The 13,799-nt window shown below is 40.4% G+C and carries 11 protein-coding genes; 5 read left to right on the top strand and 6 right to left on the bottom strand.

Annotated features, from left to right (window positions below):
• Positions 1 to 8 precede the first annotated feature (8 nt).
• The 5 genes from CXF71_RS12885 to ilvC all read right to left on the bottom strand — a co-directional run bounded on the left by CXF71_RS12885 (position 9) and on the right by ilvC (position 5,487).
• Entirely contained in the window at positions 9 to 467 is a 459-nt protein-coding gene (locus tag CXF71_RS12885) for an NfeD family protein (protein WP_101233350.1), read from the bottom strand.
• Positions 468 to 544: 77 nt separating this feature from the next.
• Positions 545 to 1,522 (bottom strand): SPFH domain-containing protein, encoded by a 978-nt coding sequence (locus tag CXF71_RS12880; protein WP_101233349.1) that lies wholly within the window; start codon positions 1,520 to 1,522, stop codon positions 545 to 547.
• Between the two features lie 176 nt (positions 1,523 to 1,698).
• On the bottom strand, positions 1,699 to 2,694 hold the full coding sequence (locus CXF71_RS12875) for a Gfo/Idh/MocA family protein (protein WP_198559883.1): 996 nt from the start codon (positions 2,692 to 2,694) through the stop codon (positions 1,699 to 1,701).
• Positions 2,695 to 3,548: 854 nt separating this feature from the next.
• A complete protein-coding gene (gene ppnP, locus CXF71_RS12870; RefSeq protein ID WP_101233347.1) occupies positions 3,549 to 3,863 on the bottom strand; it encodes a pyrimidine/purine nucleoside phosphorylase in 315 nt (104 codons plus the stop codon).
• A gap of 142 nt (positions 3,864 to 4,005) precedes the next feature.
• The gene (gene ilvC, locus CXF71_RS12865) at positions 4,006 to 5,487 is read right to left on the bottom strand and encodes a ketol-acid reductoisomerase (protein ID WP_101233346.1); all 1,482 of its coding nucleotides are present in this window, start codon (positions 5,485 to 5,487) and stop codon (positions 4,006 to 4,008) included.
• 185 nt (positions 5,488 to 5,672) lie between these two features.
• On the opposite strand from ilvC, the gene ilvY reads away from it, so the two are divergent.
• Positions 5,673 to 6,551, top strand: coding sequence for an HTH-type transcriptional activator IlvY (gene ilvY / locus CXF71_RS12860; RefSeq protein WP_101233345.1), 879 nt, complete (start codon positions 5,673 to 5,675; stop codon positions 6,549 to 6,551).
• 13 nt (positions 6,552 to 6,564) lie between these two features.
• Here ilvY and CXF71_RS12855 read toward each other — a convergent pair whose 3' ends face one another.
• A complete protein-coding gene (locus tag CXF71_RS12855; RefSeq protein ID WP_101233344.1) occupies positions 6,565 to 8,094 on the bottom strand; it encodes a YifB family Mg chelatase-like AAA ATPase in 1,530 nt (509 codons plus the stop codon).
• A 441-nt stretch (positions 8,095 to 8,535) separates the two neighbouring features.
• Here CXF71_RS12855 and ilvG point away from each other — a divergent pair, with 441 nt between their 5' ends.
• The 4 genes from ilvG (at position 8,536) to ilvD (ending at position 13,616) form a co-directional block, all read left to right on the top strand.
• Positions 8,536 to 10,200: an acetolactate synthase 2 catalytic subunit gene (gene ilvG / locus CXF71_RS12850; protein WP_101233343.1), complete on the top strand. Its 1,665-nt coding sequence runs from the start codon at positions 8,536 to 8,538 to the stop codon at positions 10,198 to 10,200.
• Between the two features lies 1 nt (position 10,201).
• Positions 10,202 to 10,480 (top strand): acetolactate synthase 2 small subunit, encoded by a 279-nt coding sequence (gene ilvM, locus CXF71_RS12845; RefSeq protein WP_101233342.1) that lies wholly within the window; start codon positions 10,202 to 10,204, stop codon positions 10,478 to 10,480.
• 122 nt (positions 10,481 to 10,602) lie between these two features.
• Entirely contained in the window at positions 10,603 to 11,529 is a 927-nt protein-coding gene (locus CXF71_RS12840; RefSeq protein ID WP_101233341.1) for a branched-chain amino acid transaminase, read from the top strand.
• A gap of 227 nt (positions 11,530 to 11,756) precedes the next feature.
• Positions 11,757 to 13,616 (top strand): dihydroxy-acid dehydratase, encoded by a 1,860-nt coding sequence (ilvD, locus tag CXF71_RS12835; RefSeq protein WP_101233340.1) that lies wholly within the window; start codon positions 11,757 to 11,759, stop codon positions 13,614 to 13,616.
• Positions 13,617 to 13,799: the final 183 nt, after the last annotated feature.

Genomic DNA, 13,799 nt, shown 5'->3' with positions numbered 1-13,799 from the left:
TATTTAAATTATAGCGCCTTAACTAACATAGTATTACCGGTTATTCCGACAATTTGACACTGACTTTTCTCACTAATGGCTTCCCCAGTAGTATCCTCAGCTAAACGTGCTTGCCAATCGATACCTGAATAACGAATGGTACCGCTAGTAGCCGTAATTTCAATACTTGCAGGCACTTGCAGACCTATCATATCGCTAGAGTCATCCGTTTTATCTTTAGAATTTTGCAATGACTTTAATGGTTTCCATAAAATAGCAGCAACAACTGCCGTTAATAAACCCACTGTCAATATTTCACTTTGCCAACCGTCAATAAACCCAATACTCACTAAAATACCGGTGGTCAAACTCGCGATAGCAAAAAAGAGTAACGGACCACTTAAACCCATAATACTCAATTCAATAACAAAACTAATTCCCGCAATTAAGTACCATAAATGATCAGGGTTATCTAAAAAATATTCCATAAAACCTCTTTGGTAAAAAGAAAGGTAGACCTAGCTTGTTAGGCCTTATAGCCAAATAATCTGGTCTACATTAACGACTAGTTAGCCAACTTCAAACTACTTGAAACAGCAATGGCTTGAGCAACAGTATTAGCAATATTGTCACCGGTTTTACCATCGGTCAGTACCACTGTACTGACCTTTGCAATGGCCTGATGCGCGCTAATAGCACCTTGCGCTAACGTTAAGGTTACCGCAGCTCGGCCCTGCTCAGTATTCGCTGAGTTACCGACCACTTCTAAGGCATTGGCATCGGCATCAGCTACTAATCGTATCGCTTCAGCTTTACCCGTAGCTTCAAGAATTTGTGACTCTTTTGACGCCTCGGCAGCTAGCACTTGCTCAGCTTTTGCCGCTTCTGCATCAAGAACACGGGCTTGTTTTTGCCCTTCAGCGGTTGTAATTGCGGCACTTTTAACACCTTCTGCTGTTAAAATAACCGAGCGTTTTTCACGTTCTGCGGTCATTTGCTTTTCCATGTCTTCACGAATGGTTTGTGGTGGAGTGATATCCTTAATTTCGTAACGTGTCACCATCACACCCCAAGGTGCTGTTGCTTCGGTCATAGAGCCTAGAATTTTCGCATTAATAGCATCGCGATTTTGGAAACACTCATCAAGTTCCATTGAACCAATGGCATTACGCATAGTGGTCATAGCAAGTTGCGTTACCGATAATTTGTAATCAGTAATATTGTTGGTTGCCGCTGACGCATCAGTGACTTTCATAAATAAAATACCATCAATTTCTAAGGTAATATTATCTTTAGTGATCGCTGGTTGTGAAACTATTTCTAACGATTGTTCCTTTAAATTGCGATCTGCTGCAACCGATTGCACGTAAGGAATAATAAAATTTAAGCCCGCTGAAAGGGTTTTACTGTATTTACCTAAAGTATAAATTACATAACCACGGTTTTGAGGAACAAAATAAATACCCTTTTTTAGCGTATATAAAATAACAATAGTCAGCCATAAAACCGGACTAGTAAGTATACCTTCAACAATGTTTTCCATAAATATCTTTCCTTGTTTATTTGAATCTACGTTCGAAGTGAAGTCTAAATTCAATTGAGAATTATTTTTAACAACACGTTAATAGACTGTTATAAGCAAAGCAAGCTATTTTACCCTAGCGGCTGTTTATGCCCCAGCAAGAGTGCCTTGCAAAAATTATTAGCACTGACTAAGCTTTAACACGAGTTAACCGCTAGAATTTTATCCATAACCCAACTGGTGTGTAACGCGGATGTGCCATTTGACGGGTGTTGCTGCTTATTGACCAATTGCTGATAGATATTACCGACATGATGTAATTGAATATTTTCAGGGTTTTCAATGACCAAGGTTTCGCTGTTATTACCTTGAGTTAATACTATAGGGACTTCATCAAAAACGGAGAAGCTCAATTCACCTTCACTGCCCACTATGGTCACGTTATCGTGCCTTGTTGCGCCACCAAAATTCCAACTGCCGACACCGGTAACACCACTTTCATGTTGCCAACAGGCAGTAACAGCATCAAAGGCTGAATATAAACCTTGCTGATTCGTACCTAAGCCGGCAACGTGTTGAAAGTCGCCCAGTAAAAAAGCAAACAAATCTAAACCATGGCTCGCTAAGTCATCAAAATAGCCTCCTACTGCAATACTTTTATCTGTTCGCCAATTATATTGACCCGATAAGTCAATCGCGTTGGCTGGCTTACTCAACTGCCAGCTGATATGCCTTACTTGCCCTATCGCATGACTTTCAAGTAAACTCTTTACTTTATTAAATCGCGGTAAAGAGCGACGATAATAGGCAACAAACAAGGGCACATTAGCTTTTTTAAAGGCCTGTTCAATCGCAAGACTTTCTTGATAACTCGATGCTAAGGGTTTTTCAATACAACAAGGTTTACCTGCCTTTGCGACAAGTAACGCATAATGTTTATGGCTATCTGGTGGGGTGGCAATATATATAGCATCAATGTTGTCATCATTAATGATATCAGCAGCATTATCGCTATATTTAGTGACGTTATGGCGCTGTGCATAACTTTGCGCAAGTGCTAAGTCTCTTCGCATCACCGCCGCTAATTCAAAACCAGCTGTTTTTTGATACGCGGGCCCGCTCTTCACTTCAGTGACCGCGCCACAGCCAATAATGCCCCAACGAATCACCTCATTTTTTGCTATTGTATTCAAAATTTATTTCTCCCAATGCACAAGTCCATAGTTAAACCGTTAACGATGGACTTCAAATTATATATTTATGGTGAGCTTATATATAGCAATCTTATAAATAGGGTTGTAGCCCATATTCACCAAGATTTAAAATAGCCGGTTTCATTTTTAAATTAACAATCGATTCCCTTTGAGTGCTGCGATAATTCTGCTACATCTCATCAAAGTGGTAAGAGAAGTGCCATTGCCACTAATGAACAAGTTTTTGTTATTGATATGACAGAAGAGACACTCAATGCTGAGATGATAACCTATGTCTAAGGCATAACATTGCAGTGCTATCATCATGGAAACGCTCTACTCGTTTCGCATCATCAAGCTTAAACACAGTTTGTTGCGCAGTTAGACCTTACACAAAAGAAACTATTACTGCTTAGAGCGAAAGAGAAAATGCCGGCTACTTAAACCATGATAATGAGTTGTTATTAATATCGAAGTATTCCATTCACAATCACTTGAGCTATAACACTGCCGATCTTGAGGGCAGTAATTATATACAAAACAGTTTTCGGAGAATAATGGGGTATACCTGCAAGTAGTGAATAAATGCGATATCGACCTGTACTTCTTTTCTTTTCAAAAAAGAGACCTTAAGTAAAGTCAGCGCATTGCAAAAAGGAGATGATATTTGAACGATCTCTCAACAAACACAAAAGATGCCTATCACGTCGAGACGCATTGAAAAAGATATGGTGATATTAAGATTAACCCAACAGTACATCTTATGGATATGCTGTTGGGTCATTAGCATGTTACTTACTGATCAATACGATAAAGAGCTAACCTGAGTTTTGCATGCTCGCTCTTTTGATATCTTAGCTTATATAAGTACAACAATAATCAATTAAGGTTTTCGCACGTATTTCAAAAGAACTATTTGCAGGAACTTCGAAAGATTGTCCACCGCTTATGCTTTGCCATTCAGTTGTATCGGCAAGTAAAATTTCACATTCACCCGCAGTAATTTCCATTAACTCTTCTTCATTTGTACCAAACTTATAATCACCTGGCATCATGATACCTAAGGTTTTAAAGCTTCCATCGTTGAAAGTAATCTTACGACTGGTAACTTTGCCATCAAAATAAACGCTGGCGGCTTTGGTAACGTTAACTTGTTTAAACTCTGACATAGGGGGTTCCTTTAGTATATTGGTATTTTAAAGCATGGGGAGTAAAGCAAAACGGGAAGCCATTAGCCTCTATTGAGCAATGGATTCCCGATTAAATAACCACGTAGAATGACAACCCAGATGGGGTCATTCTACCTTTCAATTATTTTGCACTAGCAATCTTTTTCATATCGGTCATATAACCACGAAGTTCTTTACCAATTACTTCAACACCATGGCTGCGAATTGCTTCATTCACTTCAATTAAGCGGGCGTTATCAACGTTATTTGAACTTTCGTTCAAACCTTCGCCTAATTGTTCAAGTGATAAGTTAGCAGCATAGTCTGCAAGTAATGGCACAGCAGCGTGAGTAAATAAGTAGTTACCGTACTCGGCAGTATCAGAAATTACTACGTTCATTTCGTAAAGCTTGTTACGTGCAATACAGTTAGCAATTAATGGCGTTTCATGAAGTGACTCATAATATGCTGATTCTTCAATGATGCCAGCAGCAACCATTGCTTCAAATGCTAATTCAACACCTGCTTTGATCATGGCAACAACGAAAATGCCTTTATCGTAATATTCTTGTTCAGTAATTTCAGTTTCACAATCAGCGGCTAATTCAAATGATGTTTCAGCGGTTTCTGCACGCCATGTTAATAAGTTAATATCATCATTTGCCCAATCAGCCATCATAGTTTCAGAGAAACGACCTTCGATGATGTCATCCATATGTTTTTCAAATAATGGACGTAAAATCACTTTCAACTCTTCAGACATATCAAACGCTTTAATTTTCGCAGGGTTTGATAAACGGTCCATCATGTTAGTGATGCCGCCATGCTTAAGGCCTTCAGTAGTTGTTTCTAAACCGTATTGTAATAATTTACGTGCGTAAGCTGCGTCCATACCTTGAGCGATTAATTGCTTATGACCCAAAACAGCAGCCGTTTGCAACATGCCACAAAGAATCGTTTGCTCACCCATTAAGTCAGACTTAACTTCAGCGATGAAAGATGACTGTAAAACACCCGCTCTATCACCACCTGTTGCACTAGCGTAAGCTTTAGCAATCGCTAAACCATTACCTTGTGGATCATTTTCTGGATGAACCGCGATAAGTGTTGGTACACCAAAACCACGTTTGTACTCTTCACGTACTTCAGTACCTGGACACTTAGGTGCAACCATAACAACCGTAATATCAGGACGAACTTGCATACCTTCTTCAACGATATTAAAACCATGTGAGTAAGAAAGCGTCGCGCCTTGTTTCATCAACGGCATTACCGCAGTAACAGCTGAGGTATGTTGCTTATCGGGTGTTAAGTTTAAAACTAAATCTGCTTGAGGAATTAATTCAGCGTAGTTGCCAACAGTAAAACCATTTTCTGTAGCCCACTGCCATGATTGACGCTTCTCGCTAATTGCACCATCACGTAACGCATAAGAAATATTTAAACCAGAATCACGCATGTTCAAACCTTGGTTTAAACCTTGAGCACCACAACCAACGATAACAATGTTCCAATCTTTAATGAAGTTACAGCCATCGCTGAACTCTTCACGTTTCATAAAACGACATTGACCTAATTGGCCTAATTTTTCACGTAAACTTAAAGTATTAAAATAGTTGCTCATGGACTTTCCTATAATTTCTGGAGTATTTAGTTGAGTCAGCTTGCTGACTGTTCTTTTTAACAATGCTTTTTTTCAATGTAATCACCATACCCTAGTTATTACGTTGCAAAAAGTGATATATTCGCACCGCTACGTTGCGTTTTTCGCAACGAGACAATTAAATATCAATGCAAGAGCAATAAATTATGGACCAAAAAGCACTGTCGATGTTTTCACACTTAAGCCAAACATTACATTTTGGCAAAACGGCGCAAGCACATCACATCAGCCCATCAACACTGAGTAGAGCCATTCAACGGCTCGAAGATGAGGTGGGTAGTGAGTTATTACATCGCGATAATCGGACGGTGGTGCTAACCGATGTCGGAAAAAAATTCAAAAACTACGCCGAACAACAACTTGAACAATGGCATAACTTTAAGCTATCACTTAAGGAAACACAGGCCGAATTAACAGGAAAACTCCATGTTTACTGCTCAGTTACTGCCGCATACAGTCACTTACCACCTTTGTTGGAAAGATTTCGTGTTCTTCACCCTTTAGTCGAAATTATGCTGACCACAGGTGATGCCGCCGATGCCCTTGAGCAAGTACAAAATCAAGCTGTTGATTTTGCCATTGCTGCAGCGCCCGAGCATCTACCTCGCAGTGTCTATTTTCATCACCTTGATACTATTGCACTATCGGTAATCGCGCCGACTATGACCTGCAAGGTTCAGCAGCAGTTAAACCAAAAGGTATTAAGTTGGGCTGAAATTCCCATAATTTTGCCTGAACATGGTGCTGCTCGAAAACGATTTGAGCTTTGGTATCGCAAAAAACAACAAGGTAAGCCAAATATATACGCCACGGTTTCTGGTCACGAAGCCTTGGTAAGTATGGTTGCTCTGGGATGTGGTGTAGGCATAGTGCCACAAGTAGTCGTGGACAATAGTCCAGTGAAAGATAGGGTCACCAATCTCGCGAACATTGGAGATATAGAACCCTTTGAGTTGGGTGTCTGTTGTTTAAATCAATCCAAAGCGCAGCCATTGATTAAAGCTTTTTTTTCGTCGATAGTTTGATTTTTATTATTCATTAAACCGAAACCGCACTCATTAAATGACGTAACAACCTATCCATAGCTCGGTAAGATAAAGCCTCGACCAAATGTTGGTGGCAAATATTTGGCGTGCCTTCCATATCTGCGAGGGTGCGGGCAATTTTCAAAATCTTGTGGTGTGCGCGGGTTGATAGACCTAATTTTTCCACCGCGATCTCTAAAAATTCGTTGTCATCAACGCTTAAACCGCAGTAACTTTTCAATTCACTACTGCTGATATGCGCATTGGCTTTGCCCTGTCGTTGTAATTGAATAATTCGACAAGCTTGTACTCGCTGCTGTACTTGTACACTTGACTCATTTTTTTGACTGCTCTGCGCCCAAGTACCTCTTGGCAAGCGCGCTACTTCAACTTGAATATCAATCCGGTCAAGAAAGGGTCCTGACAAACGATTCAAATAACGTAATACTTGCTCTGGCGTACTGCGTTGGTCGTTGTAAAATCCTGTAGGACTAGGATTCATCGCAGCAATCAATTGAAAACGTGCCGGAAAACATTGTTTGTGTAACGCTCTCGAAATAGTCACTTCGCCCGATTCCATGGGCTCACGTAACACATCTAAGACTTTTCGTTCAAACTCTGGCAGTTCATCTAAAAACAATACGCCATTGTGCGCTAGCGTGATTTCTCCGGGTTTGGGTTGACTACCACCGCCCACCAAAGCAGCTGAGGATGCAGTATGATGCGGAGCTCTAAAAGGCCGAGTAAACCAGGACTTACGCGTAATGCCTTGATGACTTATCGATTGAATGGCGGCAACTTGTAGCGCCTCTTCTTCCGTCATTGGTGGTAAAATACCTGCTAAACGGCTAGCTAACATGGTTTTACCCGTACCTGGTGGGCCGATGAATAATAAATTATGACCGCCGCTAGCAGCAATTTCTAAGGCTCGCTTTGCCAAGGGTTGCCCCATAACATCGCTCATATCTAGTGTTTGATCTTGCTCCGTCAACTCTTTCGCTACCACTTGCTCAGTGACTAACGGTAAAACTTGTTGCCCCGCAAAATGAGGGAATAGTTGTGTTAAATGACTAATAGCATGAATTTTAGCTTGCTTAACCCAGCTGGCCTGTTCGGTATTTTGGGTAGGAATAATCAAAGTCCGCTTGCTTTGGCTACTCGCCATGGCAACTGGTATTTCGCCAACAATTGCTCTTAACTCTCCGGATAATGCCAGTTCTCCAGCAAATTCATATTGGGATAAATCAACAGGTGGTAATTGCTCAGACGCGGCCAGAATACCCACCGCTATGGGTAAATCAAAACGGCCACCCTCCTTAGGTAAATCAGCAGGAGCCAGATTGACGGTAATGCGTTTCGCCGGAAACTCATAACCACAATTAATGATCGCGCTACGGACCCTATCTTTTGATTCTTTTACTGAGGCTTCCGGTAAACCAACAATATTGAATGCTGGTAAGCCATTGGCAAGGTGAACTTCAACCGTAACAAGAGGGGATTCAAGGCCGATTCGAGCTCGACTGTACACACAAGAAAGTGACATAAAAATTCCATTTTATTTATTCCTTTTTTCCAGTGTAGTTCAAATGTTTTCAAATTGGTTTATTACTGAATATCGATTACTGCACAAAAATACTATAACAAAATAACTTGCACATGGGATTAGAGCTATGGTACTAATTTAATAAGCAAGCGACCCTGAACATAAAAAAAACAATAATCAGTCGGCGCAAAATAAAACAAGCAAAGAGATAAAATGCATAAATTAAACTCAATTATTATAAACCTTCTCGTCGTGGTGATTATCAAATCATCTCGAGGGTTTTGTTGAGCTAAAGAAAAGCGTTCAATCAAATAACAAACCCTCGCTTCGTAAGAACCGAGGGTTTTCTTTTTAGCCGTTTTTATTAATTTTTTATTATTTCACTAATAAAGACAAAATGCTGAAAAAACAGACATTAACAAGATAACAATTGGAATCATCATGACCAAGAGTAAAACGCTAACAGGCGGCGCATTATTATTTGAAGTGCTACAGGAACATGGGGTACAGCATGTTTTTGGCTACCCAGGTGGCGCAATAATGCCGATTTATGACGCTTTATATGACAGTGACGTACAACACTATCTATGCCGTCATGAGCAAGGCGCAGCATTTTCTGCTGTTGGCTATGCTCGTGCTGCTGGTACCGTTGGTGTCTGTCTAGCGACTTCAGGTCCTGGGGCTACAAACTTGATCACCGGTCTTGCTGATGCACTAGCAGATTCGATTCCTGTTGTTGCCATCACAGGACAAGTTCCGACCGCTGCTATGGGTAGTGATGCTTTTCAAGAAATCGATATTTTTGGTTTATCGCTTGCCTGTACTAAGCATTCTTTCCAAGTTACCGATATCAATGAGCTTGAGAAAGTATTACACCAAGCCTTTGAAATTGCACTAGAAGGTCGTCATGGCCCCGTACTTGTTGATATCCCAAAAGACATACAGTTAGCTGAAGTTACTCAACGTTTAAATAAACTGTCTCACTTAAAAAACAAAGTAAAATTACCCCTTGCTGATATAAGTAAAGCACTTGATTTACTGACCCATGCAAAGCAACCTATTTTGTATGTAGGTGGTGGTGTTGGTATGGCAAACGCGGTAGATGAAGTACGAGATTTTGCTGAAAAAACAGGTATGCCTAGTGTTTCAACATTAAAGGGCTTAGGTGCAATTAACCCAGATAATGAAAACTACCTTGGCATGTTAGGTATGCACGGCACAAAAACAGCCAATATTGCTGTTCAAGAATGTGATTTATTAGTAGTGGTTGGCGCTCGTTTTGATGACCGAGTGACTGGCAAACTAGATGAATTCGCGCCAAATGCCAAAGTCATTCACTTTGATATTGATACCGCCGAAATTAATAAACGTCGCGCAGCAGATGCCGCTATTTTAGGCGATTTAAAGGGTAATTTACCGTTACTAACGATGCCTTTATACATATCAGCTTGGCAGCAAAGATTGCAGCAAATGAACACTGATTTTGCTTGGCGATATGATCACCCAGGCGATAATATTTTTGCACCTGCGGTATTAAAAACGGTTAGTGACTTGATGCCCAGCAATACCTGTATCACTACAGATGTTGGTCAACATCAAATGTGGGCCGCGCAACATATGAACTTTGATGATCCAAGTAACTTTTTAACTAGCGGTGGCATGGGCACTATGGGCTTTGGCTTGCCTGCAGCAATTGGCGCACAAATTTCACGTCCTCATGATACCGTTATTGCCGTATCAGGTGATGGCTCCATTATGATGAATGTACAAGAATTAGCGACGATTAAACGTTACCAAATTCCGGTAAAAGTTGTACTAATTGATAACGCTAAATTGGGTATGGTTCGCCAATGGCAAGACCTGTTTTTTGATGGTCGATTAAGCGAAACTGATTTGTCAGATAATCCTGATTTTGTCATGTTAGCAACAGCATTTGATATTAAAGCAAAACTCATCACTAAGAAGAGTGAGGTTAAAGCGGCCGTAGAAGAAATGTTAGATCATGATGGCCCATACTTACTGCAAGTAAAAATAGATTCTGCTGAAAATGTTTGGCCGTTAGTTCCGCCAAACACAGCAAACGATAAAATGATGGAGAGTGTTTAAGATGAATCCTGTAACGCTAAATAAGTATCAATTAATTATTATGGCTGATGATAAACAAGTGGTGCTAGAGCGTATTTTACAAGTCACTCGTTATCGCGGCTTTCTAATCAATGGTATGAATGCCGAAGTGAATACTGGCAACAATATTGCCACAATCACTATGAGTGTTAGTAGTGAGCGCCCTATTACTTTGCTTATTGATCAAATTAACAAATTGATCGACATCAAGAGTGTCAAAGTAGACAATAGCGTAGCGCAAATAAAACAACACAGCGCTTAAATAACAAGGCGCTTAGACAACAAGCAATATAATAAAAATTCGCTCGTTACTAATTTATATTACTCTGACATTGGTGTTGGTGTGTGTGAGTTAGCCACGAGCAACAAAATTAGGAAAAGATAATGGCTAAAGTAAATGCAGAATATATTTGGTTCAACGGTGAGATCATGCCGTGGCAAAACGCTACTGTACATGTAATGAGTCATGCACTTCATTATGGTTCATCAGTTTTTGAAGGTATTCGTGCCTATGATACACATAAAGGCACGTGTATTTTTCGTTTGGAAGAGCATATCAAGCGTTTGTTTGATTCAGCGAAAATTTACCGTATGAATATCCCATACACGCAAGCAGAAGTTGTGCAAGCCTGTAAAGATGCTGTCGTAAAAAACGATTTAAAATCAGCATATCTTCGCCCATTAGCCTTTTTAGGTGATATTGGTATGGGCCTTCGTCCACCAATTGATGCTAAAGCCGATTTAATGATTGCAGCCTTTAGCTGGGAAGCATACTTAGGCGCTGATGCTGTTGAGAATGGTGTTGAAGTGGGTGTTTCTAGCTGGAACCGTTTAGCGCCAAATACAATGCCTACTGCAGCAAAAGCAGGTGGTAACTACTTGTCTTCACAGCTTATTTCTACTGAAGCTGCTCGCCATGGTTATGCTGAAGGTGTAGCGCTGGATATAAATAACATGGTAAGTGAAGGCGCAGGTCAAAACTTATTTTTAGTACGTAACGGTGTAATCTATACACCACCAGGAACCGCCTCTATCTTACAAGGCTTAACACGTGATGCCGTATTCTACTTGGCTAAGCAGTTAGGTTATGAAGTACGTGAAGAATCTATTGCACGTGAAGCACTATATCTTGCTGATGAATTCTTTATGTGTGGTACTGCCACAGAAGTAGTTCCAGTAAAATCAGTAGATGGTTTACCTGTAGGTAACGGTTCTCGTGGCCCTATAACCAAAGCAATTCAAGAAGCCTTTTTTGGTATTTTTGATGGGACTACTGAAGTGCCAGAAAGCTGGTTAGATCCTGTAAAATAGTTTTTGGTTTACGTCATTGCTAATTCGCTAAATTTCATCGTTGGAAGTACTCACTTATACTTATAAGCTGCGCACTTCCTGCCTTGAAATTTAACCGAACTAGCTTCGACTATACTGTTCTTTGTTTTATAAAATAAATCTCATTTTAAAAGTTCATTTAGCGCTGTAAGCACAAAGTGAATTTTCAAAATAAGCCTTTCTCAAACACCAATTGGAATGTAAAAATCATGCCTAAATTAAGATCTGCAACTTCTACTCAAGGCCGTAATATGGCTGGTGCTCGTGCTTTATGGCGCGCTACAGGCATGACAGATGGTGATTTTGGAAAACCTATTATTGCGGTAGTTAACTCTTTTACACAATTTGTTCCGGGTCATGTTCACTTAAAAGATATGGGACAGTTAGTTGCCGGTGCCATAGAAGAAGCAGGCGGTGTTGCCAAAGAATTCAATACTATTGCTGTTGATGATGGTATTGCCATGGGTCACAGCGGCATGCTTTATAGCTTACCTTCACGTGATTTAATTGCCGACTCAGTTGAATACATGGTAAATGCCCATTGTGCTGATGCCATGGTTTGTATCTCAAACTGTGACAAAATTACTCCTGGCATGATGATGGCGGCAATGCGCTTAAACATCCCTGTAATTTTTGTTTCTGGTGGTCCAATGGAAGCCGGTAAAACCAAACTTAGCGATCAAATTATTAAGCTTGATTTAGTTGATGCCATGATTAAAGGTGCAGATCCAACAGTCAGTGATGAAGACAGTGATAAAATTGAACGTTCTGCCTGTCCTACCTGTGGTTCATGTTCTGGTATGTTCACTGCAAACTCAATGAACTGTTTAGCTGAAGCGTTAGGTTTAGCTCTGCCAGGTAATGGTTCGATGTTGGCAACACATGCTGATAGAGAACAATTATTCTTAAAGGCGGGTAAAGAAATCGTTAAATTGACTAAACGTTATTACCAAGATAACGATGAGTCTGCACTGCCACGTAATATTGCCTGTAAAGAAGCATTACACAATGCTATGTGTTTAGATATTGCTATGGGTGGTTCAACCAACACTATCTTGCATTTACTGGCAACGGCACAAGAAGCTGAAATTGATTACACCATGAAAGACATGGATGAATTATCTCGCCGAGTACCACAGTTATGTAAAGTTGCCCCCTCAACACCTGAGTACCACATGGAAGATGTGCATCGCGCTGGTGGTGTTATTAGTATTTTAGGTGAATTAGATCGTGCTGGTTTATTACATACTGATGTGCCGAATGTTTTAGGTACCACGTTAGCAGATGTTATCGCTAAATATGACATTACGTTAACAGATGATGAAGATGTTAAAAAATTCTACCGTGCAGGTCCTGCAGGTATACGTACTACTAAAGCATTCAGTCAAGACTGTCGTTGGGATACATTAGACGATGACCGTGCCAATGGTTGTATCCGTAGTCTTGAAAACGCATTCTCATTAGAAGGTGGTTTAGCCGTACTTTCAGGTAATATTGCACCTGATGGCTGTGTTGTTAAAACGGCGGGTGTAAGTGACGATAACTTAGTATTCACAGGCCCTGCACACATATTTGAAAGCCAAGACGAAGCAGTTGCTGCAATTCTTGACAAAAAAGTACTTGCTGGTGAAGTCGTCGTAATTCGTTACGAAGGCCCTAAAGGTGGACCAGGCATGCAAGAAATGCTTTACCCAACCACTTACTTAAAATCTATGGGTTTAGGTAAAGCGTGTGCCTTATTAACTGACGGTCGTTTCTCTGGTGGTACATCTGGTTTATCTATTGGTCATGTTTCTCCAGAAGCAGCTGATGGCGGTACAATCGCCTTAGTTGAACAAGGTGATATCATTCACATTGATATTCCAACGCGTGAAATTACCTTACAAGTCTCTGAAGAAGTACTTGATGCCCGTCGCGCTACAATGGAAGCGAAAGGTAAACAAGCATGGAAACCAAAAGATAGAGTTCGTCCAATTAGCTATGCATTAAAAAACTACGCTATGTTGGCAACCAGTGCCGATAAAGGTGCTGTTCGAAACCGTGCATTGCTTGATGGTTTAGTAGATTAATAATACTGAATAATTAAACTGACTTTTATATTGTCATTCCCGAGTGTTCTTATCGGACGTAGCATGGATGCTACTTATTAGAGAATGCAGACGGTACAGGAAGTACCTTATTAGATAATGCAGGAGCAATTATCCTGATGCACATTCTCCTGAATCCAGTTTTTAGTGAATGGATGCTCGACA

The organism is Colwellia sp. 12G3 (assembly GCF_002836775.1).
GTDB lineage: Bacteria > Pseudomonadota > Gammaproteobacteria > Enterobacterales > Alteromonadaceae > Colwellia.
This window is presented reverse-complemented; position numbering and strand designations above follow the sequence as displayed.

What these genes read in the sequence shown, in the direction of transcription:
- ilvD (WP_101233340.1), top strand. Translation starts at nt 11,757, where the DNA reads ATGCCTAAATTAAGATCTGCAACTTCTACTCAAGGCCGTAATATGGCT.
- CXF71_RS12855 (WP_101233344.1), bottom strand. Translation starts at nt 8,094, where the DNA reads ATGTCACTTTCTTGTGTGTACAGTCGAGCTCGAATCGGCCTTGAATCC.
- ilvG (WP_101233343.1), top strand. Translation starts at nt 8,536, where the DNA reads ATGACCAAGAGTAAAACGCTAACAGGCGGCGCATTATTATTTGAAGTG.
- ilvY (WP_101233345.1), top strand. Translation starts at nt 5,673, where the DNA reads ATGGACCAAAAAGCACTGTCGATGTTTTCACACTTAAGCCAAACATTA.
- CXF71_RS12880 (WP_101233349.1), bottom strand. Translation starts at nt 1,522, where the DNA reads ATGGAAAACATTGTTGAAGGTATACTTACTAGTCCGGTTTTATGGCTG.
- ilvC (WP_101233346.1), bottom strand. Translation starts at nt 5,487, where the DNA reads ATGAGCAACTATTTTAATACTTTAAGTTTACGTGAAAAATTAGGCCAA.
- CXF71_RS12840 (WP_101233341.1), top strand. Translation starts at nt 10,603, where the DNA reads ATGGCTAAAGTAAATGCAGAATATATTTGGTTCAACGGTGAGATCATG.
- CXF71_RS12885 (WP_101233350.1), bottom strand. Translation starts at nt 467, where the DNA reads ATGGAATATTTTTTAGATAACCCTGATCATTTATGGTACTTAATTGCG.
- ilvM (WP_101233342.1), top strand. Translation starts at nt 10,202, where the DNA reads ATGAATCCTGTAACGCTAAATAAGTATCAATTAATTATTATGGCTGAT.
- ppnP (WP_101233347.1), bottom strand. Translation starts at nt 3,863, where the DNA reads ATGTCAGAGTTTAAACAAGTTAACGTTACCAAAGCCGCCAGCGTTTAT.